This window comes from Solibacillus sp. FSL W8-0372 (assembly GCF_037969735.1).
Taxonomy (GTDB): Bacteria; Bacillota; Bacilli; order Bacillales_A; family Planococcaceae; genus Solibacillus; species Solibacillus faecavium.
Genome location: NZ_CP150204.1, coordinates 2939577 through 2963364 on the forward strand (window position 1 = coordinate 2939577; position 23788 = coordinate 2963364).

The 23788-nt window shown below is 38.0% G+C and carries 22 protein-coding genes and 1 riboswitch; of the genes, 2 read left to right on the forward strand and 20 right to left on the reverse strand.

Translation table 11 applies throughout. From position 1 onward, the window contains the following. Positions 1–49: 49 nt before the first annotated feature. The 5 genes from lipA to MKY13_RS15155 form a co-directional block, all read right to left on the reverse strand. Positions 50–961: a lipoyl synthase gene (gene lipA, locus MKY13_RS15135; protein WP_339213594.1), complete on the reverse strand. Its 912-nt coding sequence runs from the start codon at positions 959–961 to the stop codon at positions 50–52. 110 nt (positions 962–1071) lie between these two features. Next, positions 1072–1791 (reverse strand): sporulation protein YunB, encoded by a 720-nt coding sequence (yunB, locus tag MKY13_RS15140; RefSeq protein WP_191699895.1) that lies wholly within the window; start codon positions 1789–1791, stop codon positions 1072–1074. A gap of 115 nt (positions 1792–1906) precedes the next feature. Beyond that, positions 1907–3010 carry an HD-GYP domain-containing protein gene (locus tag MKY13_RS15145; protein WP_339213597.1) on the reverse strand — a complete coding sequence of 368 codons (1104 nt, stop codon included), beginning with the start codon at positions 3008–3010 and terminating at the stop codon, positions 1907–1909. A 73-nt stretch (positions 3011–3083) separates the two neighbouring features. Next, positions 3084–4448, reverse strand: coding sequence for a bifunctional UDP-sugar hydrolase/5'-nucleotidase (locus tag MKY13_RS15150; RefSeq protein WP_339213599.1), 1365 nt, complete (start codon positions 4446–4448; stop codon positions 3084–3086). Between the two features lie 20 nt (positions 4449–4468). After that, a complete protein-coding gene (locus tag MKY13_RS15155; protein ID WP_339213601.1) occupies positions 4469–5320 on the reverse strand; it encodes a DUF72 domain-containing protein in 852 nt (283 codons plus the stop codon). Positions 5321–5432: 112 nt separating this feature from the next. Here MKY13_RS15155 and MKY13_RS15160 point away from each other — a divergent pair, with 112 nt between their 5' ends. Further along, positions 5433–5747 carry a thioredoxin family protein gene (locus MKY13_RS15160; RefSeq protein ID WP_339213603.1) on the forward strand — a complete coding sequence of 105 codons (315 nt, stop codon included), beginning with the start codon at positions 5433–5435 and terminating at the stop codon, positions 5745–5747. A 47-nt stretch (positions 5748–5794) separates the two neighbouring features. Here MKY13_RS15160 and MKY13_RS15165 read toward each other — a convergent pair whose 3' ends face one another. The 8 genes from MKY13_RS15165 to gltB all read right to left on the reverse strand — a co-directional run bounded on the left by MKY13_RS15165 (position 5795) and on the right by gltB (position 17873). Further along, positions 5795–5938, reverse strand: a complete 144-nt coding sequence (locus MKY13_RS15165; protein ID WP_191699839.1) for a hypothetical protein — start codon at positions 5936–5938, stop codon at positions 5795–5797. A 249-nt stretch (positions 5939–6187) separates the two neighbouring features. Next, positions 6188–7585 carry a Fe-S cluster assembly protein SufB gene (sufB, locus tag MKY13_RS15170; protein WP_191699838.1) on the reverse strand — a complete coding sequence of 466 codons (1398 nt, stop codon included), beginning with the start codon at positions 7583–7585 and terminating at the stop codon, positions 6188–6190. Between the two features lie 189 nt (positions 7586–7774). Further along, complete coding sequence (gene sufU, locus MKY13_RS15175) at positions 7775–8215, reverse strand: Fe-S cluster assembly sulfur transfer protein SufU (protein ID WP_191699837.1); 441 nt, start codon at positions 8213–8215, stop codon at positions 7775–7777. Beyond that, positions 8205–9434, reverse strand: a complete 1230-nt coding sequence (locus MKY13_RS15180) for a cysteine desulfurase (RefSeq protein WP_191699836.1) — start codon at positions 9432–9434, stop codon at positions 8205–8207. Before MKY13_RS15180 ends, sufU begins: the two co-directional genes overlap by 11 nt. Further along, positions 9434–10741, reverse strand: a complete 1308-nt coding sequence (sufD, locus tag MKY13_RS15185) for a Fe-S cluster assembly protein SufD (RefSeq protein ID WP_339213607.1) — start codon at positions 10739–10741, stop codon at positions 9434–9436. The genes MKY13_RS15180 and sufD overlap by 1 nt, the downstream gene beginning before the upstream one ends. Before the next feature lie 18 nt (positions 10742–10759). Continuing rightward, positions 10760–11542: a Fe-S cluster assembly ATPase SufC gene (gene sufC / locus MKY13_RS15190; RefSeq protein WP_191699834.1), complete on the reverse strand. Its 783-nt coding sequence runs from the start codon at positions 11540–11542 to the stop codon at positions 10760–10762. A gap of 313 nt (positions 11543–11855) precedes the next feature. Then, entirely contained in the window at positions 11856–13337 is a 1482-nt protein-coding gene (gene gltD, locus MKY13_RS15195; RefSeq protein ID WP_339213610.1) for a glutamate synthase small subunit, read from the reverse strand. Positions 13338–13352: 15 nt separating this feature from the next. Further along, the gene (gene gltB / locus MKY13_RS15200) at positions 13353–17873 is read right to left on the reverse strand and encodes a glutamate synthase large subunit (RefSeq protein WP_339213612.1); all 4521 of its coding nucleotides are present in this window, start codon (positions 17871–17873) and stop codon (positions 13353–13355) included. A gap of 118 nt (positions 17874–17991) precedes the next feature. On the opposite strand from gltB, the gene MKY13_RS15205 reads away from it, so the two are divergent. Next, complete coding sequence (locus MKY13_RS15205) at positions 17992–18894, forward strand: LysR family transcriptional regulator (RefSeq protein ID WP_191699831.1); 903 nt, start codon at positions 17992–17994, stop codon at positions 18892–18894. A 74-nt stretch (positions 18895–18968) separates the two neighbouring features. Here the strand turns inward: MKY13_RS15205 and MKY13_RS15210 are convergent, their stop codons facing one another. The 7 genes from MKY13_RS15210 to MKY13_RS15240 form a co-directional block, all read right to left on the reverse strand. Then, positions 18969–19775: a MetQ/NlpA family ABC transporter substrate-binding protein gene (locus tag MKY13_RS15210; protein ID WP_339213615.1), complete on the reverse strand. Its 807-nt coding sequence runs from the start codon at positions 19773–19775 to the stop codon at positions 18969–18971. A gap of 160 nt (positions 19776–19935) precedes the next feature. Continuing rightward, positions 19936–20604 carry a methionine ABC transporter permease gene (locus MKY13_RS15215; RefSeq protein ID WP_191699829.1) on the reverse strand — a complete coding sequence of 223 codons (669 nt, stop codon included), beginning with the start codon at positions 20602–20604 and terminating at the stop codon, positions 19936–19938. Next, positions 20597–21625 (reverse strand): methionine ABC transporter ATP-binding protein, encoded by a 1029-nt coding sequence (locus tag MKY13_RS15220; protein ID WP_191699828.1) that lies wholly within the window; start codon positions 21623–21625, stop codon positions 20597–20599. Before MKY13_RS15220 ends, MKY13_RS15215 begins: the two co-directional genes overlap by 8 nt. Before the next feature lie 157 nt (positions 21626–21782). Then, a riboswitch (SAM riboswitch) is annotated at positions 21783–21886 on the reverse strand. A gap of 61 nt (positions 21887–21947) precedes the next feature. After that, complete coding sequence (locus tag MKY13_RS15225; protein WP_339213618.1) at positions 21948–22250, reverse strand: thioredoxin family protein; 303 nt, start codon at positions 22248–22250, stop codon at positions 21948–21950. Between the two features lie 7 nt (positions 22251–22257). Further along, positions 22258–22584 (reverse strand): toprim domain-containing protein, encoded by a 327-nt coding sequence (locus MKY13_RS15230; RefSeq protein WP_339213620.1) that lies wholly within the window; start codon positions 22582–22584, stop codon positions 22258–22260. 92 nt (positions 22585–22676) lie between these two features. Next, positions 22677–23057 carry a glycine cleavage system protein GcvH gene (gene gcvH / locus MKY13_RS15235; RefSeq protein WP_191699825.1) on the reverse strand — a complete coding sequence of 127 codons (381 nt, stop codon included), beginning with the start codon at positions 23055–23057 and terminating at the stop codon, positions 22677–22679. A gap of 80 nt (positions 23058–23137) precedes the next feature. Continuing rightward, a complete protein-coding gene (locus MKY13_RS15240; protein WP_191699824.1) occupies positions 23138–23494 on the reverse strand; it encodes an arsenate reductase family protein in 357 nt (118 codons plus the stop codon). Positions 23495–23788: the final 294 nt, after the last annotated feature.

The window sequence follows — 23788 nt, forward strand, 5'->3', positions numbered from 1 at the left end:
ACCATGAAAGCAATATTCACTATAAAATTTCAAAAAGACAGCAAACTCATCAGATCTCTACTTTATGGTTTGCAGCAGCATTTACTTGCTCGTCTGCATGGTAGCTACTGCGGACTAACGGACCTGCTTCACAATGACTGAAGCCTTTTTCCATGGCAATTTTACGTAGCTTGCCAAATTCGATTGGAGAGTAATACTTCTTTACAGGCAAATGTTTTTTTGTCGGCTGTAAATATTGCCCAATCGTCATAATATCTACGTTGTTTGCACGCAGGTCATCCATTACTTCATAAATTTCTTCAATCGTTTCCCCTAAGCCGATCATTAATGATGACTTTGTCGGTATATTTGGCTGCATCTCTTTTGCTTTACGTAAAAATTCCAATGACCGATCATAGGTTGCCTTCGCACGTACACGTGGTGTTAAGCTACGTACCGTTTCAATATTGTGATTTAAAATATCAGGTTTTGCATCCATAAGTAAGCGTAGACTTTCTTCTCGACCACCTAAATCAGAAGGCAGCACTTCCACTGAAGTTAATGGACTTTTATGACGAATCGCGCGAACCGTTTCCGCCAAAACTTCAGCACCGCCATCTTTTAAATCATCCCGGGCTACCATGGTAATTACTACGTGTTTTAAGTTCATTAATGCAACTGAATCTGCTACGCGCTCTGGTTCTGCCAAATCTAATTCATTTGGTAATCCGGTTTTAACTGCACAGAAGCGACAGGCACGTGTACATACAGAGCCAAGAATCATCATTGTAGCTGTACGGCGCTCACCCCAGCACTCATGAATATTCGGACAGCGTGCTTCTTCACATACAGTATGCAAATTGTTGTCCCGCATTAACTTTTTTAATGCCTTATACTCATCATTCGTATTCAGCTTAATTTTTAACCATTCCGGCTTACGTACATGTTCTTCCTTCAGATTAGTTGGTTTACAAGATGTCATTTCACTTACTCCCCTCACTCAACTACTACGTTGTTATGATGTCAGATTACCATATTAAATACTTTCCAACAACACACTATTCTTATAATTGCAACTTTTCAAAATTAGGGTTAATCGTAAGGGATAGGTACTTCTATAGAAGGTTGTGCACCTTCACCCGCGCTGTAAATATGAGGAACGGTTCCTCGTACTAAACCGATGGCAACTGGGATTTTCTGCTCTACGGATGCAGATTTACTTGCAAATGGGACAATTATCTGAACGTTTACTTCAATAAATAAATTCACTTCTACAATAGCATTATTTATTCCAAATTCACTAACAGTGTTTTCAACATTGCTATGTACATTCCCAATAATGTGAAAACGTATAGGTATTTTTGGTCCTAGATTCCCAATTATAGGAACATTAAGAGCCTGCCCTAATGGCACAAAAAATACAATTCCGTCTCCAGCCTCCATCTTCCCCACATCATATTCGACATTTTCCAAATTCGGCAAATGCGATAAATCCCCATTTTCTGCTTGCTCTAAATATTCCTTTACTAATGCCGTTGTTTCTGCGCGCACTTGGTTAATAATTTCCGTATTAAATTTTGTCGTAATCATATCTGTTGATTGAGTCGGTAAATCTACAATAATATCATTCACATCGAGAACACTTGACGTTCTTGAATTGATCGCTTTACTTACGACATACGAGGCAACTTTATATGTCTGTACTTCGGCATATTGCAAATATGTCGGCATTAATCTTTCATTTAATACATATATACTAATACAAACCATTCCAACAATACTTACGACAACTATCGTAACAATGTTATGCATTCTACCTTTTTTTCTGCCATATGACTTTGACTTTGGTTTTGAATTTGACCTCCACTTTCTTTTACGAAAACGCAAATAAATCCTCCTTCTCTTAAAATATGAGAAGGAGGATTTTTTATTCAACATATACAGCAAATTCTGTTTCAATATTTTTTATGTAGATTTCCGGGTAATCACTCAAGCATATTTCATATGTAGCACCCAACAACTTATCATCTTCTTCGAAAACCCGAATCCACGGACGGGTTACGTCGATTAAGTTTTGCTTTGATACAATTCCACGTCGTCCATCTGTCAGCAATACAATGGTTCCGTTCGAATAATGAATTATGCTTCTTTTAAAAGCCTCCACTACCTTTGTATCAAATTTTATCCCATCATCTTTAACGATGATGGCAATTGCTTCTGTCGGCAGCATTTTGTTTCGATACACTCGATTAGATGTCAATGCATCAAATACGTCTGCAACTGCTATTATCTTCGCAAATGGATGAATTTCATGGTCCACTATCCCTCGTGGATAGCCACTCCCATCAATTCGCTCATGATGTTGAAACGCACAATGCGCTACAAGTAAAGACAGACTGTGCAGGTTACGCAATATGTCAAATCCATATTGAGCGTGACGCTTTATCTCTTCATACTCACTATCCGTTAATTTACCTGGCTTTAATAGTATCTCAATAGGAATAAGCAATTTCCCAACATCATGCAAAAGTGCCCCAATTCCAATCAATCGAATATCTTCATAAGTGTAACCCATCTCTTTTGCAATGGCTATCGAATACATTGCTACTTGAAAGGAGTGCTGATAAATGTATTCATCATATAAATAGGCATCTGTCAGCACCATTAATACATCATCAGTATTGATAATAGAATTCATAATATCATCTACTATTAAGCCGATTACTTTAGATTGCTGATCGAGTACAAACGAGGCCTGATTTGGTTTGGCCTGTTTTACATGTTCAAATGCTTTTGTCATATTTTTTACTGCTTCAATACGCTTCTTCGGTTCAACTGTTTCCTCTATTTCTATTCCTTTTGAAAGGCTGTCATCTATATATAAGTATTGAACATTAAGTTGTCGTAGCCTTTCAACAATCCCTTTTGTTACAGTTACATCTTTATGGAGGAGTGGATGTCCGGCTTCATTCCATATAGTCCTCCCTACTACCATACCTTCTCTCAAAACATTAATCGATATTAATCGCATTTGTTTAATTTCTCCAATCTAAAATTACGTACATTTCATATTCACGTTTAATGGGGGAGAAATATATAAATTTTCACTGAAATTTCTTCATACAGTAGTTTTTAAATACATCTCTTATAAAATCCGGTAAGTAATATTCCTTCTTCGCATATTTAAAACTAGGAAAAAAATAGCCAAACGTAAATAAATCCAACGTAGCTAATCGATATACCTTATCAGGTTCCATGAGATGACCATTAATGAACAATTCTCGTTGCTTCGTAATTTCAATGCCATAATTCAATATTTTCCCGAAGATAATTCCTCTAAAGCCTAGTCCTTTTAATTCAAGGCGAGACCACTCTTCATTTTCAGATTGAAGGAATATTTCTTTTAATTCACTACCAGTTATTTGAATGACACATATATTTATCGGATGAGGCAGAATTTTGTGAATATCATATGTAGAAATTAGTCCTTTTCGCAATTTGTCAACGAAAATTCCTGCATTAAACATGACACAATCTGCTCCTGTATAATCGTACATACATTCTGCAAATAAATCGGATAATTGAGAGCGGTGAAACCATTCTTTATTATACGATTTTGTTAATGTAAATACAGGTTTATCCAGTAGGAGCTTGGCTTCCTTTTGCAATTGGATTAACCATTCCCCTTCATTTTCAACTTCAGGTAAAAGAGCATTTTCATACAGGCGATCCTTCTTTTCGGTTAATGTCCGTGTGGCATGGTCATACTCTATCTCTAACTGCCCCGTATATTGACCAAATTTACCGCCCCCTGTTAAAAGGACATTATTTTCTAGGCTCCCCTGTTCAAATACATGATGTGTATGCGAGCCAAAGATTACATCAATAATCGGACATTCCTGTGCTAACAACTCATCTTCTGTAATTCCTAAATGGGACATACAGATAATGATATCTGCTTGTTTTTTTAATTTAAAAGCCAATTTTATAAGCTCTGCACGAGGTGTTGTCACTTCCCAACCAAGTTCCTTATAAAATAGGTCAAACTGAGCTGTCGCCGCAATTACTGCAATTTTTGTGCCATACCTTGTTGTTAAAATAGTATAAGGCTTCATCCACCTTGGATTCTCTTCAAATTGCGAGTAAAGATTGCCGACCACTACTTCAAATTCAGCATCATCGTATAAATGATAAAGGACATTGTAAGGAAGCGTGATTCCTTCATTATTCCCTATTGTTACAACATCGTATTGCGCCTCATTCAGCATTTTAATATTGCCTTTACCCAATGTTGCTTCTGTATACAAATTAGAACGGTCTAGATGATCGCCTAAGTCCACTAAAAAGCTTGTTTCCCCTCGATCGGACAGCATTTTGCGTTGCATCTGTATAAACGATTGACTGCGCTTCCAATACGTAAAATGACTATGCAAATCATTCGTATGAAAAAAATGAATTATTTCTCGCATTTTTGCTCCCCCGCTCTCTTTTAATCTTCAAAAAATCCTAGCTGTTTTGGTGCAAGACCACCAAATTCAATCTGTAAGATTTGTTGCATCCGTTTTGCATTTTTTGCTGCATGTCCACCGGAATTATTATTAAATAAAACATAAACATGCTCTGACTGTGCCTCTAAATCTTTTATGTCTTCCGCAAGTTTCTGCAATTCTTCCTCATTGTAATCATACAAAAATCGAACTTTTCTCCAATTTTCCCCGTGCCCAATATTACGCCAGCCATGTACATTTCGACCATGTATTCTAAGAAGCACTTTATTGTCTGTAGCAACAGGTACAAAAGGTACTGAACCACTTCCCGCTTGCGGTTCATCACAAACAGTATGGATAAATTGATGTTCTTTTAAAAATTGAAGTGTCTTTTCTTTCGTTTGGGGACTAAACCAAGTTTGATTGCGAAACTCAATCGCAATTGGATAATCTATTAGTTGTTGTTTTATATAGCGAATATATTGTACATTTTTTCTTTGACAGTCAAACCATGGTGGAAACTGTACAAGCACCATCGCCAGCTTTCCATGCCTTTTAAATGTATCGGCACATTTTCTAAATGCATTAAACATATCATTTCTCGTTTCGAACGGTAATTCGTCCCGTAGATGACCTGTCATCCCTTGATATGCCTTAATAACGAATTTAAAATTATCAGGTGTATCTTTGCACCATTTTTCTACATTCTCTACTGACGGTATTGCATAAAAGGAGGTGTCCAACTCTACAACCGGAAAATGCCCACTATAATCAAATAATTTATCTTTTGCTGCCGTCACTTTACTATAGACATCTGGGTGATCGCCCCAACCAGTTAAGCCAATTGAAATCATTTCAATTCACCTCTTTAATTTATTGTATTGTACAACATATTGATCATATATATTGATACATTGCAAAATGATTTAATTCCTACCATAATAGTAGAAAAGGGAGGTTCAGTTTATGCATATTTTACAATCAATCGAGGAATTTGAGCAATTTAAAAGTAGCTCGGCCGTCGTTTTTGAATTTACAGCTGACTGGTGTGGCGATTGTCGTTTTATTGATCCGTTTATGCCGGAAGTAGTTGAAAAGTTTTCAAATTACAAATTCGTTAAAGTTGACCGCGATAAGTTTTTAGATCTATGCATCGATTTAGGTATTATCGGGATTCCTAGTTTTTTAGCTTATGAAAATGGAATTGAACTTGGGCGTTTTGTGAGCAAAGATCGTAAAACCCAGGAAGAAATTGAAAACTTTATTTCCAACCTCAAATAGAAAAATGCTTCAAACGATAAGTATTATCCGTTTGAAGCATTTTTAAATTATTTGATTATACCTTCGTGCTCTTCGTTTTTCCAAAGTTTGTTGTTCTTTTTTTGTCCTAATGCCCAAAATATAACAGCTACTGCTACGACTAACACTACAGCAGGTACCCCTAAAGTAATTGGCCAGAATAAGTTTTCCATTATAGCTCGCTCCTTTTATATATAATCTACATTTCCATTATTCCATCTAATACAATTATTGTAAACGGCAGCCAAGTATTTAATTAATAAATTCTCGTAAAAGCACTTTTTTTCTTCACGAATTCAACACAATTTTGCTTTTAGTAATGCGATTTCGATTTTTATTACTAATTCAATGAATTTCTCTATCTAAATTCCAAAAAAAAGCATTTGCCCCCAATTGGTTAGGAGGCAAATGCTTACATTGTATTATCCGATAGAACCTTCCATTTCGAACTTGATTAGGCGGTTCATTTCTACTGCATATTCCATTGGTAATTCTTTTGTGAATGGCTCGATGAAGCCCATTACGATCATTTCTGTCGCTTCTTCTTCAGAAATACCACGGCTCATTAGGTAGAATAATTGTTCTTCAGATACTTTAGAAACTTTCGCTTCGTGCTCTAAAGATACGTTATCATTTAAGATTTCGTTGTATGGAATTGTATCAGAAGTTGATTGGTTATCCATAATCAACGTGTCACACTCGATGTTTGAACGAGCACCTGTTGCGTTTTTACCGAATCTAACTTGGCCTAAATAAGTTACTTTACCACCTTGCTTAGCAATCGATTTAGATACGATTGTTGAAGATGTGTTTGGTGCCAAGTGAATCATTTTAGCTCCAGCGTGTTGATGTTGACCTTTACCTGCAATAGCAATTGAAAGTGTCATACCACGTGCGCCTTCACCTTTAAGGATACAAGCAGGGTATTTCATTGTTAATTTAGAACCGATGTTACCGTCGATCCATTCCATCGTACCGTTCTCTTCAACAACTGTACGTTTTGTAACAAGGTTATATACGTTGTTTGCCCAGTTTTGAATCGTTGTATAACGGCAGTAAGCGTTCTTTTTAACGATGATTTCTACTACAGCCGAGTGTAGAGAGTTTGTTGTGTAAACAGGCGCTGTACAACCTTCTACGTAGTGTACAGATGCATCTTCGTCTACGATGATTAGCGTACGTTCGAATTGACCCATGTTTTCAGAGTTAATACGGAAGTATGCTTGTAGTGGTGTATCTAATTTAACGCCTTTAGGCATATAAATAAATGAACCACCAGACCAAACTGCAGAGTTTAATGCTGCGAATTTGTTATCTGTATAAGGGATTACTGTACCCCAGTGTTTTTTGAAGATTTCTTCGTTTTCTTTTAACGCTGAGTCTGTATCTTTGAAGATAATCCCCATATCTGTAAGGTCTTGCTTCATGTTATGGTAAACTACTTCAGATTCATACTGAGCAGATACACCTGCAAGATATTTTTGTTCAGCTTCCGGGATACCTAATTTATCAAATGTTGCTTTGATTTCTTCAGGTACTTCATCCCAAGAACGTTCTGTTGCTTCAGATGGTTTTACGTAATACGTAATTTCATCGAAGTTTAATGACGCTAGGTCACCGCCCCATTGAGGCATTGGCATTTCATAAAATTTTTCGAGAGCTTTTAAGCGGTAGTCAAGCATCCACTGTGGCTCTTCCTTCATACTTGAGATTTCACGAACGATATCTGCTGTAAGTCCACGTTCAGAACGGAAAATTGATACGTCCTTATCATGGAAGCCATACTTGTAATCGCCGATTTCAGGCATTTTTTTAGCCATGTTGTCTCCTCCGTTCATTAACTAAAAGTGTCCAAGCGCTCGTTTAGCTGTGACGGACGTTGGAGAGTCCTGACAAGTGTGCTCGCACACGCAGGAAGGAATCGAAACGTCCGAACAACAGCTAGCGCTTTGACCTGGATAAATATGAGAAGTGCTAAAATGCTGTACAAGCACTTTAGCCTACTTAAATTATTTATTTTCGTTATTTACGCCTTTTTCCATCGCTTTCCAAGCTAATGTAGCGCATTTAATACGTGCCGGGAATTTAGCAACACCTTGTAGTGCTTCCACATCCCCAAGATCATATTTTTCATCATCGAAGTCTTCGCCAAGCATCATTTTCGAGAAAATGTCTGCTAATTCTAAAGCTTCATCTAACTTTTTGCCTTTTACGATTTGTGTCATCATTGATGCTGAAGACATAGAGATTGAACATCCTTCTCCATCAAACTTCGCATCTTCTACGATACCATCGTTTAGCTTCAGTGTTAAATGGATACGGTCACCGCAAGTTGGGTTATTCATATCGATTGTCACACTGTTTTCTTCAAGTGCCCCTTTGTTACGAGGGTTTTTATAGTGATCCATAATTACGGAACGATATAGTTGATCTAAATTATTAAAAGACATCGCCAAAATACTCCTTCGCTGAGCGCAATCCTGCAACTAAACGATCAACATCTTCTTCATCATTGTACATGTAGAAGCTTGCTCGTGCTGTTGCTGATACTTGAAGCCATTTCATTAAAGGTTGGGCGCAATGATGTCCCGCTCGAACTGCAATACCACTCATATCAAGCACTGTCGCCACATCATGAGGATGGACATCGTCAAGATTAAATGTAACAAGTCCGCAACGTTTCATCGGGTCACGTGGACCAAAAATCTGTAGACCATCAATTGTATCTAATTGATCCATCGCATAGCCTGCTAATTTATGTTCGTGTGCTGCGATGTTGTCTAAACCAATTTCTTCCAAGAAGTCGATTGCAGCACCCAGACCAATTGCTCCTGCAATAATCGGTGTACCACCTTCGAATTTCCACGGTAACTCTTTCCAAGTCGATTCTTCTAAACCTACGAAATCAATCATTTCGCCACCAAACTCTACTGGTTCCATTTCTTCAAGAAGCGCTTTTTTTCCATATAGTACCCCAATTCCAGTAGGAGCACACATTTTATGACCTGAAAAACCTGCAAAGTCCACATCTAAATCTTGTACATCTATCTTTAAATGCGGTGCTGCCTGTGCTAAATCAGCTACCATAATAGCACCATTTTCATGTGCAATACGTGCAATCTCTTTAATCGGGTTAATCGTACCTAATACGTTTGAAACATACATCATTGAAACAATTTTTGTTTTTGGTGTAATGATTTCACGTACTTTTTCCAGTGAAATTGTACCGTCTGGTTCAAGGTTAAGATATTTTAATACGGCCCCTTTTTCTTTTGCTAGCTGTTGCCATGGAATAATGTTTGAATGGTGTTCCATGTACGTAATGACAATTTCATCACCTTCTTTAACATTTTGACGACCATAACCTGAGGCAACTGTATTAAGGGCTGTAGTAGTACCACGCGTAAAAATAACTTCCTGTGTTGAACTGGCATTAATGAACTTACGAACTTTTTCACGTGCACCTTCATAAGAATCTGTTGCACGGTTTCCAAGTGTATGCACACCACGGTGAACATTCGAATTATCCAAGTTATAATAATTCGACACTGCTTCAATTACTTGAATTGGCTTTTGAGATGTAGCCGCACTGTCTAAATAAACTAATGGATGTCCATTAACTTCCTGGTTTAATATCGGAAAATAACTTTTTATTTCTTTTGGTATCATTATCGAACTTTCCTTTCGATAACCTCCGTCAGCTGTTTTTTAACGCCTTCGATTGGCAATTGAGCAACAACTGGCGCAAGGAATCCATGAATTACAAGGCGCTCTGCTTCTTGTTTAGAAATACCGCGGCTCATTAGGTAGTAAAGTTGCGTTGGGTCAACACGTCCAACAGATGCTGCGTGTCCTGCTGTTACATCGTCTTCATCGATTAAAAGAATCGGGTTTGCATCACCGCGTGCTCCTTCAGAAAGCATTAATACACGAGATTCCTGCTCTGCATTTGCTTTCGTACCACCATGCATGATGTGACCAATACCGTTAAATATTGATTGTGCCTTATCTTTCATTACACCGTGTTTTAAAATTTGACCATCGGAATTTTTACCCCATTGACGGATTAAAGTTGTAAAGTTAAGTTTTTGATCTCCGCTACCTACAGTTACCATTTTGAAATCTGAAGTAGAGTTATCACCAATTAAATTTGTTGTATTTTCATAAATTGTGTCTGAGTTCGTCATTAAACCTAATGCCCAGTCAATTTTTGCATCGCGCAGTGCATGTCCACGGCGATTTACATAAGCAGTATAACCATGTGCCAAGTTATCTACTGCACCGAATGTAACTTGTGCATTATCTTTTGCGATTACTTCCGTTACAACGTTTACTTGACCATGTGCTTCATCAAATGTAGAAATATAAGTTTCAACATAAGTTACAGCTGAAGATTCTTCTGCCACTATTAATACGTGGTTAAATAATGATGTTTCTGCATTGTCATTTAAAAATACAACTTGAAGCGGTTCTTCGATTACAACATTACGTGGAACATATACGAAAATACCACCGTTAACTAGTGCTGCATGGTAGGCAGTTAGTTTGTGCTCGTCCACTTTTACAGCAGTTGTCATAAAGTATTTTTCTACTAAATCTTTATGGTCACGGATTGCTGTTTGAATATCTGTGAAAATAACACCTTTGTTTTTTAGTTCTTCCGATAATTTTACAAACGCTGGCGTATTGTTGCGTTGGATATATAAATTTTCTTGTGTTTCAGTATCTACGACTGACTTCACTTCTGCAGGCAGTTCTTCCAATGAAGTGAATGGTGCGCTTTCTACTGTATGGTTTGCGAAATCAATGAAGTTCCACTTTTTAATATTCGTTCTGTCTGGTTTTGGTAAGTCAAGCTCAGCAGCTTTTTCCATTGCATTTACACGGAAATCAGTAAATGCTGCTGGTTCAGCGTTATTTTGCGAGAACGAGCGTACTTCTTCTACTGATAACGCTAATTTTGTTTCAACCGTCATCTTTGTCGTCCTCCTTAATTATGCTTCTTCTGTTACTGCTTCAGTATCTTGAATACCTAGTTCTGCTTTAATCCACTCATAACCTTCTGCTTCTAAACGTTGAGCTAATTCAGCACCACCAGATTTCACGACTTTACCTTGCATCATTACGTGAACATGGTCAGGTGTGATGTAGTTTAATAAACGTTGATAGTGAGTGATCATTAAGCAGCCGAAACCTTCGCCGCGCATTTCGTTAATACCTTTTGAAACTACTTTTAATGCATCGATATCTAAACCAGAATCGATTTCATCTAAAATACCGAATGTTGGTTTGATCATCATCATTTGCAGAATTTCGTTACGTTTTTTCTCACCGCCAGAGAAGCCTTCGTTTAAATAACGTTGTGACATTTCTTCCGGCATTTCTAAAAATTCCATTGTTTTATCTAATTCACGGATGAATTTCATTAATGAAATTTCTTGTCCTTCTTCACGACGCGCGTTAATTGCTGAACGTAAGAAGTCCGCATTTGTTACACCAGGAATTTCTGAAGGATATTGCATAGCAAGGAATAAACCTGCTTGTGCGCGCTCATCAACTTCCATTTCCAATACGTTTTCGCCATCAAGGATGATTTCACCTGAAGTTACTTCATATTTTGGGTGCCCCATAATTGCTGAAGCTAATGTAGATTTACCTGTACCGTTCGGACCCATGATTGCATGGATTTCGTTTGTGTTGATTGTTAAGTTTACACCTTTTAAAATCTCTTTTCCGTCGATTTCAACGTGAAGATCTTTAATTTCTAAAGTTGCCATTAAATTACCTCCAAATATTCATTTGCATACTTTTTGTATGCTAAATTAAGTTCATAACCAATCTTACCCGAAATGAATGTGTGTTGCAAATAGTTTAGAATGATTTTAATTAAAAAATACTTATCAATCTATTAAAACGCTTTAGTGCAGTTTGTTTCTACTATTTAAACAGTAATAATTATGCTTTATATTTTTTCAATAGCTAAACACTAATTGAGAATCAATTTCACTTATTACCGGGCGCTACCATACCCTTTATTTAATAAATTAAAACACCATTCTCTTAAAAGAAAATGGTGTTGATATAATTATATTAACTTGTTACTACTAATTCATTTAAATAATAATCAACACTTGCAGCAACACCGCGTCCTTCTTTAATCGCCCAAACAACAAGACTTTGACCACGGCGGGCATCACCGGCAGCAAATACTCCCGGTAGATTCGTTTCGTAATCTTTAATGGATGCGCGAATCCGGTTATTCGTAAATTCCACACCGAAATGTTCTGGCGTTTCCTTTTCTGCCCCTTCAAAACCTATTGCTACAAATACATGCTGTGCCGGCCACACTTTCTCTGTTCCCGGCAGCTCTTTAAAGTAATGGAAACCATCTTCTCCTAAAATCTTCTCCATTTGAATTGTATGGAGTTCTTTTACATTTCCAGCTGCATCTTTAACAATTTTTGTTGTTTGAATGCAATATTCACGTGGGTCACGACCAAATTTGGCGTCTGCTTCTGCGTATGCATAGTCCAACGTGTAAATATTAGGGTCTTTCGGCCACATTGTATCATCTGTACGAACTTTCGCCTGTTGAGGATGTTTCCCGAATTGGTAAACTGAGCGGCAATTTTGGCGCAATGCAGTTGCTACACAGTCTGCACCTGTATCTCCGCCACCGATAACGATAACGTCCTTACCTTCTACATTCAGTGCTTTATTATCCGCAAAATTTGAATCCAATAAACTTTTCGTTACATCTGTTAAATAATCCATTGCTAAGTGGATGTTACCAGCATCGCTGCCTTCCATATGAAGCGAACGCTGCTTTTGTGCACCTGTACATAAAATTACAGCATCATAGTCGGCCTGTAATTGCTCTTTCGTAATATCTTTCCCAACTTCTGTATTTGCTACGAAGCAAATGCCTTCCGATGCCAACAAGTCAATACGGCGCTCAATTACTTCTTTTTCAAGTTTCATGTTTGGAATACCGTACATTAAAAGTCCACCGAAGCGATCCGAACGTTCAAATACCGTTACAGAATGCCCTAGCTGATTAAGCTGATCTGCTGCAGCCAAGCCAGCGGGGCCTGATCCAACAATTGCCACTTTAAAATCAGAACGTACCTTTGGAATACGCGGTGTAATCCAGCCATTCTCAAAACCTTTATCAATAATAGTGCGCTCTATTGATTTAATCGCAACGGCAGGGTCTGTAATGGCTAATGTACACGACCCTTCACATGGAGCAGGGCAAACCCGCCCTGTAAATTCCGGGAAGTTATTCGTCATATGAAGACGATCCAGTGCTTCTCTCCATTGCCCTTTATAAACTAAATCATTCCACTCCGGGATGACATTAAAAATCGGACACCCTGCAGCCGTACCTCGAATTTCAATTCCCATATGGCAAAATGGCGTACCACAATCCATACAACGAGCCCCTTGAGTTTGAAGCTTTTCATCTGGTAGTTTGCTTGCATATTCGCTCCAACTCGAGATGCGCTCTAGTGGTGCTTGTTCCTGTACTTTTTCACGCTTAAATTCCATAAATCCAGTTGCTTTCCCCATGCTAGAACCCTCCTGTTATTTCGAACTCACAAGCTTTTTTTGACTTCCTGTTACTTCCACAAAGGCTTGCATTGCGGCATTGTCATATGTTAATCCATTTAACTTATACTCATCGATTTTTTCCAGCATTTCTTTATAATCCACTGGCACAACTTTTACAAATAGAGGAAAGAATTGCTCCCACTTCGCTAAAACATCAAGTGCATAAGAGCTGTCTGTCTCCTCTAAATGCTGAATAATGAGTTGACGAACCGATTCGATTTCAGTAGCATCCGAAAGTTTTTCGAATTGAATCATTTCCATATTGCACTGCGCTTTAAATTTCTCCTCGTCACTCGGCAAAATGTAGCCTATACCTCCTGACATCCCAGCACCAAAGTTTTGGCCTACATCACCCAATACGATAATCTTGCCGCCAGTCATATACTCACAGCCATGGTCGCCTATTCCTTCAACCACGATCTGTGCACCGGAGTTACGAACACCGAAGCGATGCCCTGCTTGCCCGTTAATGAATGCCTGCCCGCTTGTTGCACCGTATAAGCAAACATTCCCTGCAATGACGTTTTTCTCTTGTTCCCCTTTAATTGGAGCAATTGCTACTACTTTACCTCCCGATAGACCTTTCCCAAAGTAGTCGTTGACATCCCCTACTACTCTCATTGCCATACCACGTGGAGTAAAGGCACCGAAACTTTGGCCAGCATGCCCTGTAAATGTTAAATTAATAGTGTTTAAAGGCAGCCCAGCTTCACCATATTTTCTTGATATTTCACTACCGACAATTGTACCCATTACTCGGTCTGTATTTTTAATTGGATAACTTAATTCTATGCGCTCTTTTTCTTCAATTGCCTTTGTGACCTTTGGTAATAATTCGCGCATATCAAAGCTTTCTTCAATTTGATGATTTTGTTGTTGCTGCTTTGTACGCGTACCTTGCATTTGATGCAACAATGCGGATAAATCCAATTGACTTGCTTTCCAATGATTTGCCGTACGTTCAGAAATTTGAAGAACATCAGTACGTCCAACCATTTCTTCTACAGTTCGGAAGCCTAAAATACTCATGTATTCACGCATTTCCTCTGCTACAAAGCGCATATAGTTTACAACATGATCTGCATTCCCCATAAATTTAGCACGTAGTTCCGGATTTTGTGTTGCTACTCCTACTGGACAAGTATCCAAATGGCAAGCACGCATCATAACACAGCCTAATACGATTAATGGTGCTGTTGCAAAGCCATATTCCTCTGCCCCAAGCAATGCCGCCATTATGACATCCTTACCTGTCATTAGCTTCCCATCTGTTTCTAACGTTACACGATCTCTTAATCCGTTTAGCATTAATGTCTGATGTGCTTCAGCCAGACCTAGCTCCCACGGCAAACCTGTATGTTTAATCGAAGTTTTTGGCGAAGCACCTGTTCCTCCGTCATAGCCTGAAATTACAATAACGTCCGCTGCACCCTTTGCCACACCGGCCGCTATTGTACCAACGCCTGCTTTTGCTACAAGCTTCACTGAGATTCTAGCGTAGCGGTTAGCGTTTTTCAGATCGTGAATAAGCTCTGCCATATCTTCAATTGAATAAATATCATGGTGAGGTGGTGGAGAAATTAACCCTACCCCTGGAGTCGATCCGCGTACTTCTGCTACCCAAGGATAAACTTTATTACCAGGCAACTGACCGCCTTCTCCTGGTTTTGCACCTTGCGCCATTTTAATCTGCAATTCATCAGCGTTTACTAAGTAATGTGATTTGACTCCAAATCGTCCCGATGCAATTTGTTTAATGCTTGAACGACGGTTATCGCCATTTGCATCTAGTTTGTAACGCGCTGGATCCTCTCCACCTTCTCCAGAATTCGAGCGTGCCCCTAAACGATTCATCGCAATCGCTAACGTTTCATGTGCCTCTTTTGATAGTGAACCATATGACATCGCACCCGATTTGAACCTTTTAACTATCGAATCAACAGATTCCACTTCTTCAATCGGAAGTCGACGTTCTGCTTTTTTGAAGTCAAATAAGTTACGTAAAAACCCGATTCGCTCTTCATTAGCCATTTCTGCATACATACGATATAGACCGTAATCATTTTTTCTTGTTGCCCATTGCAGCGTATGAATTGTTTTTGGATTAAACGCATGATGTTCACCATCTGCTCGCCATTGGAAATCAGAACCTGATTGCAGCTGATCTGTCATCGATTGCAGTGCTGCTTCATGACGGCGTTTAGCCTCTTCACCAATTGTTGCTAAATCAATACCATCGATTTGGGAAGCAGTTCCTGTGAAATATTCATCAATTACAGCTTTTGAGATTCCTACTGCTTCAAAAATTTGAGCACCGCGATATGATTGCACCGTTGAGATACCCATTTTGGACATTACTTTTACGACACCTTCTGCCGCGCCTTTTCGGAACTTCTGCATTGCTTTTTCAAACGGAATTGTTAAGTGTTCATTTTCAATGGCTTCTTCAATTGTTGCATAAGCTAAATATGGATGGATCGCATCAACACCGAATCCAATCAATGCTGCAAAATGATGCACTTCACGAACTTCCGCACTATTTACTACAATACTTGCTTTTGTTCGAAGCCCGATGCGAATCAAATATTGGTGGATAGTACTAGCTGCTAACAATACTGGTATTGTTAATTGTTTCGCATCTTCCACATAATCCGATAACACAATAATTGTTCGCCCACCGAAAATTGCCGCTTCTGCTTCTGTTTTTATACGATTGAGCTCGCTTTCTAAATTTTCCGTAAATTTAAGCGATATTTCAGCTACTTTAAATGCTTCTTCTTCATTGTTTAAAAGCAGCTCGTACTCTGCAGTCGATAGCACTGGTGTTTCTAGGAAAATACGCTTTGCATTTTGTTCGTTCGGATGCAATAAATCTCCTTCCGCACCTAATAGAGTCATCGTAGAAGTTACTACATGCTCTCGAATGGAATCGATTGGCGGATTGGTAACTTGTGCAAAGAGCTGTTTAAAATAGTTGAATAATGATTGTGGTCGATCTGATAATACAGCTAGCGGTGAATCATTCCCCATCGAACCAAGCGGATCTTTTCCTTCTTTAGCAAGCGGTACAATATATTTTTGAACATCTTCAAAAGTATATCCATGAATCTTTTGACGTAAAGTGATGTCATTTAATTCAACAATTTTTTCATCTTTCGCTTTAAGCTCTATCATGTTTTCTTTTAACCATGCAGCATACGGTTTCGCTGCTGCCATTTGAGACTTCAGTTCTTCATCCGAAATGATTTTCCCCTGCTCTAAGTCGATTAACAACATACGTCCAGGGCTTAAACGGTCTTTATATAAAATATCTTCTTCTGCATAATCCACAACCCCAGTTTCAGAAGAGAAAATAACATGATCATCTTTTGTTACATATAGTCTTCCTGGACGTAAGCCATTTCGATCTAATATCGCTCCAATTTGTTTACCATCTGTGAAACAAATGGCTGTCGGACCATCCCAAGGTTCCATTAAGCTGGAATGATATTGATAAAATGCTTTACGATTTTCTTCAATGCGTGGATTTTCCGTCCACGGCTCAGGAATCATCATCATTGCTGCCTCTGCCGGTGAACGTCCTGCTAATACTAAAAATTCGAATGCATTATCAAGCATGGAAGAATCTGAACCTGTTGCATCGATAATTGGTAACAGCTTCTGTAGATCCTCTCCAAAAACCTGTGATACAAATTGTTGCTCACGTGCTCGCATCCAGTTAATATTCCCACGCAATGTGTTAATCTCACCATTATGAATGATGTAACGATTAGGGTGCGCGCGTTTCCATGATGGGAATGTATTAGTCGAATATCGAGAATGGACAAGCGCTAAAGCAGAAACAAAGCTTTCATTTTGTAAGTCAATATAAAATTCGCTTACTTCCTCTGGAGCTAGTAAACCTTTAAAAACCATTGTCTGACTTGAAAGACTAGGGATATAAAGCTCAAAGCCTTGCTCTACCGCCCAATGTTCCAATTGTTTACGAATAACATATAATTTCCGTTCAAATATTTGCTGATTTTGTGAATGAGCTTTTATAAATACTTGTCGAACAACCGGTGCAGTAGATTTTGCAATTTCACTTAAATTTTCTTTATTGATGGGAGCAGTTCGCCAGCCGATAAGTTCCTGGCCTTCTTGCTGAATTAATTCGTTCATTTTTTGTTCAATTTTCTTACGTTCGATTTCATCGTTCGTAAAGAAAATTTGCCCTACACCGTAAGCTCCTTTTTCAGGTAAATTAATTTCCGGACAATTTAATTTAAAGAAGTCGTGTGGAATTTGTACCATTAACCCTGCTCCGTCGCCTGTCTTACCGTCCCCGCCACGTCCAGCACGGTGTTCTAAACGACATAACATTTCTAAACCTTTTTTTACAATCGTATGTGATGGTTTCCCTTTTATGTTAGCGTACATTCCGATACCACACGCGTCATGTTCAAACTGTGGATTATATAAACCTTGTGCTCCTGGCAACTGGTGAAAACTCATATTAATTCCCCCTCATTCTTTCAATAACGTATTTACATTTTAAAGTTTTCGAAATAATATAAACAATATATAGTTTGGATATAAACAATCTATTTTTTAGATGAATGGGGTGGGATTAGTGGAATTAAGACAATTACGTTACTTTGTCGAGGTAGCAGAACGAGAACATATTTCAGAGGCAGCAGAGCATCTACATGTTGCCCAGTCTGCAATCAGCAGGCAAATTGCCAATTTGGAAGAAGAGCTTGGAGCGGCACTTTTCGAGCGTATTGGACGTAACGTCAAACTGACACCGATTGGTAAAACTTTTTTGGAACACAGCATTACTGCACTAAAGGCCATTGACTTTGCTGCTAAACAAGTGGAAGAATACCTAGACCCGGCAAAAGGGGTGATTAAAGTTGGTTTTCCAACTAGTCTAGCAAGCTATGTATTACCATCAGTCATTTCCGCATTCAAAAAAGAATATCCGGATATCGCTTTCCATTTACGCCAAGGTTCTTATAAATATTTAATCGAAGCCGTTAAAAATCGGGAACTTAATTTAGCGTTACTCGGCCCTTTACCCCCTAAAGACGAATCAATCAATACGACGGTTTTATTTAGCGAAAGTATTCATGCATTACTACCCGCAACACATCCATTGGCTAAAAGGGATAAAATTAATTTAGTCGATTTACGAAGTGATCAATTTGTTCTTTTCCCAGAAGGATATATATTAAATAAAGTAGCAGTCGACGCTTGTCGCTCTGTAGGTTTTATGCCAACAATTACTTCTGAAGGAGAAGATATGGATGCTTTAAAAGGACTTGTAGCAGCTGGAATTGGTGTTACGCTTTTACCAGAAAGCTCTTTATACGATTCCACACCTCGTATGACAGTAAAAGTACCTATTGCAATCCCATCCATAAGACGGACAGTCGGCATAATTGCACCATCGACCCGTGACCTCGCCCCATCTGAAAAAGTATTTGTAGATTTTGTGTCTAAATTTTACTCACGTTTAACAAGATTCCAATAAAAAAAGAGATTAGTTGAGAATCCTCTCAGCTAATCTCTTTGCAATGACTGCCTAATTAAGCAACTCCAAGTATTTTATTCACCTGAAACAGGTACTACAGAGCCGCCCCATTCTTCAAGGATAAAGTCTTGAATTTCTTTTGAACGTAATGCTTCTACTAATGCTTTAATCTCTTTAGAATCCTCTTCACCAGAATTCACAGCAATAATGTTTACATATGGTGATTCACTTGACTCGATTGCGATTGAATCTTCCAATGGGTTAATTCCATTATCAATTGCGAAGTTCGAGTTAATTAACACTGCATCGCCTTCTTCATTTTCATACATTTGCACTAATAGTTCTGCTGCAGTGTTTGCATCAAATACAAAGTTTTTCGGATTATCTACAATGTCTTTTGTTTCTGCTTTTGTTTTATCAATACCATCTGCTAATGTAATTAAACCTTGTGTTTCAAGCAATGAAAGCATACGTCCATGGTCTGCTACAGAGTTTGACAGTAAAATTGTCGCCCCTTCAGGAAGCTCTTCTAAAGATTTGTATTTTTTAGAGTAAACACCGATTGGCTCGATGTGAATACCGCCTGCATTTGCAAAGTCATAATCGAAATCTGCTTTTTGAGCTTCGAAATAAGGGATATGTTGGAAGTAGTTAGCGTCGATATCACCGTTTTCTAAATCTTGGTTTGGAAGGACATAATCTGTGTATGTAGCAATCTCCAGCTCAATGCCTTGCTCCTCTAAAATTGGTTTTACTTTTTCTAAGATTACCGCGTGCGGCGTATTTGACGCGCCTACTTTTAATGTATCTTCATCTCCACCACATGCTGCTAATGCTAATACTGAAGCTCCTAAAATAATGCCTGATAATAATTTTTTCATCTGTTTTACCCCTATTCTCTATTTGTAATTTTTAGCCATTATTAACCGAACAATTTTTATATTCTGTAAATTAAATGTATAAACGCGCACTCTTTCAAGATTGCGTTTATTATTGCTCAAAAAACTTTGGCTTATATAATTATGACCTGTAAGTCACGAACTATCGTTTGTCCACTTTTACTGTAATAAAGTCACCAATATATTGAATGATAAATACTACAACTAAAATTAAAACTGTCGCCATAAGCGTGACATCAGTACGATTACGCTGGAATCCATCAAGGAACGCTAAATTCCCTAAGCCGCCTGCACCGATAATACCAGCCATTGCTGTATAGCCTACTAATGCTACTGCTGTTACTGTTATACCGGAAATTAATGCAGGTAAGCTTTCCGGAATTAACACTTTCCAAATAATAGTTGATGTTTTAGCTCCCATTGAACGGGCTGCTTCGATAACACCTTTATCAATTTCTCTTAGTGCGATTAATACCATGCGTGCATAAAATGGTGCCGCACCGATAATAAGTGCTGGTAATGCTGCATTGGCACCACGAATCGTTCCAAGTAAAAACTTTGTAAACGGTATTAATAAAATAATTAATACGATAAATGGAATCGAACGGAAAATATTTACGAGCGACCCAGTCAAAAAGTGAACGACTTTATTTGCCCATAACTGGTTGTCACTTGTTAAAAACAATACAATTCCTATTAGAATTCCGAGGATGAATGTAATGACCGTCGCTACAGCTGTCATATAAACAGTTTCATATGTTGCGTCGAGCATTTTACCCCAGTCAACGTTCGGAAATAATTGATTAAGCATGCTCAATCACCTCCGTTTGAATTTCCTGCATTGTTAAGAAGTTTAATGCCTTCTCTACTTCGTGTTGCTCACCATCGATATGAATAAATAGCGTACCGAATGAACCGGCTGTTGTATTGGATATTTTCCCGTGAACGATATTAACGACTATGTCAAATTGCTTAATCATCTGAGATATTACCGGCTGTTCTGTCGTTGCCTCCGCAAATGTTAATTTGGCAATTTTTCCTGCTGGGTAATTGGCTAAAATTTGCTCTAGTGACGCCTGCATTTCCTGCGTTTCTCCAGAAGCTTGCGAAACGAAATTTTTGGTAATCGGCGCTTGTGGGTGTTGGAAGACCTGCAGAACATCTCCCTGTTCCACTACTTTTCCTGCTTCCATAACAGCCACACGGTTACAGATTTTGCGAATAACATGCATTTCATGTGTAATCAGTACAATTGTTAAGCCGATCTTTTTATTAATATCCAGTAATAGCTCTAAAATAGAATCCGTCGTCTCTGGATCAAGTGCTGAAGTGGCTTCATCACATAGAAGAACTTCCGGGTTGTTCGCTAATGCGCGGGCTATGCCGACACGTTGTTTTTGACCACCTGAAAGTTGTGATGGATAGGCTTTTCCTCTTCCTTTTAGACCTACTAGTTCAATCAGCTCTTCCACTCGTTTGGCACGCTGAGATTTGGAAACACCAGCGATTTCAAGAGGAAATGCAATATTTTCTTCGACTGTGCGCGACCAAAGTAAATTAAAGTGCTGAAATATCATACTAATTTTTTGGCGTGCTTCTCTTAACTTTGCCCCTGATGCTTTAGAAATATCCTGTCCACCTACAATAACTGAACCTGTTGAAGGTTTTTCCAGACCATTTAATAGGCGGATCATTGTACTTTTACCAGCACCACTGTAGCCGATAATACCGTATATTTCTCCTTTTTCAATCGATAAGCTAACATTGTCTACCGCTGTAAGCTCACCGTTTTTTGTGTTATATACTTTCGTGATATTTTGTATATCAATCATGCGTCGTACCCCTTCTCTTGAAATAACCTACCTGTAATTTCAATATAATGTTTTTAGTGTTTTTTTCGCATCTTCGAAAATAAAATTACACCAAAAAAACCTTCCTACTCACGACAAGTAGAAAGGTTTCACATAAAAATTTATACGGTAAACCGTTCTCTCATCTTTCAAAGTTTAAACTTTGTGTGAATTGGCACCTTTGCATAAAATGCTGGTTGCCGGGCTTCATAGGGCACTTCCCTCCACCTCTCTTTATAAGAGCAACGTTATTAAGTTTTATTATTATGTCTGTTACTTTATCATGCTAAAGAGAAGACGTCAATTACTTTTTTAATATTTCATACAAAAATGGTACGGATTTAAATGCATATAACTTTTTTGACACTTTTCCATTGTCAGAAACAATTAAACAAGGTACGCTTTCGATTTTCAAATCGTTGGCCAACCCCTCAATATAATTGATATTTGCCATACCTAGTGGTAAATCTGGTAGTAATTTCTCAACTACTTTCAGCATTCTTTCCGAAAGTTCACAAGTACCGCACATTGGGGTGTATAGGAAAAATGCGGTTTGATCATATTGTTGTATATTTTGTTCCCACTGCTCTCTTGACCATTGTTCCATATTTAAGTCATCCTTCTTTTATTAAAAATTTTGCTTGTATTAATAAGTTCCGTAAAATTAGTTTGGGAGTCTTTTCTACCTCTACATATTCTCGAGGTATAATTAGCTGAGTTACTTCAGGAAATGCCCGGTTCATTAGTTTTCTTAACTTTTCACCATTTTTGTCTGCATCAAACATTGTCACAATTTCATAATGCTCATAGTCTTCTAGTAATTCGATTAAATTGACTTCACTTATTGTTCCATTAGTACAAATTATCGTGACTTCTTCAGCCAATAAAGGAATTAACCTCATTTTATCGGCCCGTCCTTCAACTACAATGCATTTTCCCATAGAGATACGCTTCCTTTCATCAATTACGGCTATCTATACAATAGCAAAAAAACACCAAAACCTTTAACTAATAGGCTTTGGTGTTGAAACATTTATTGTTCAATTAATGCAGTATAAGCATCTGCATCCATTAATTCTTTAACTTCTTCGTCGTTCGTTACTTCAACCGTAATCATCCAAGCTGTACCGTAAGGAGATTCATTTACGTATTCTGGGTTGTCTAAAAGTTCTTCGTTAATCGCAACAACTTTACCTGAGATTGGAGCATAAAGTTCCGAAACAGTTTTAACAGATTCTACACTACCGAATGGCTGATCCTTTGAAACTTCATCGCCTACTTCCGGTAACTCCACAAACACGATGTCCCCTAATTCAGCTTGTGCAAAATCTGTAATTCCGATTGTTGCTTTGCCGTCTTCAACTTTAACCCACTCATGCTCTTTTGAATAAAGTAACTCTTTAGGTGTGCTCATTAAAAAACCTCCAGTTATTATGTAGTACATTCAACTTCATTTTGCCATATTTCGTTCGGAAATACAACGTGAATACCGGTTTATTTCCACGATTCTGAGAAGTCAGACTCCTTAAAACCTAATGTTAATTTTTTGCCATCTGTCACTATTGGACGCTTGATTAACATACCATCTGAAGCTAATAGCTCTAATTGCTCATCATCAGACATCGAAGGCAATTTGTCTTTTAGTTCCAGCTCACGATATTTCATACCTGAAGTATTAAAGAATTTCTTTAAAGGCAACCCACTAGCTTCATAATACGCTTTAAGTTGCTCTTTAGAAGGCGTTTCTTCAACGATGTTAATATTTTCATATTGAATACCATTTTCATCTAGCCATTTCTGTGCTTTTTTGCATGTAGTACATTTTGGGTATTGGATAAATTTCACTGTCATAAAAGAACTCCTCTTTACCATTCATTTTCCCTTATTGTAACGGATATAGAAAAACAAATCAAAATTGGAATTGCATTGCGGGGGTTATATTCTTAATTAATTTTATATTAGAAGATTTGTGATGATATTAGAACATATTGAATGCTTTTTAGAAGAAATCATTCATTTATTTGAAACTTTTAAAGATATTTTAGAAGAAGTGCAACTCTTATTAGAACTTCCGATTTAAATTAGAAAATTCATTTACCTAAAACATAAAAAAATCGGATGCGGGCCCTGCATCCGATTTCATTC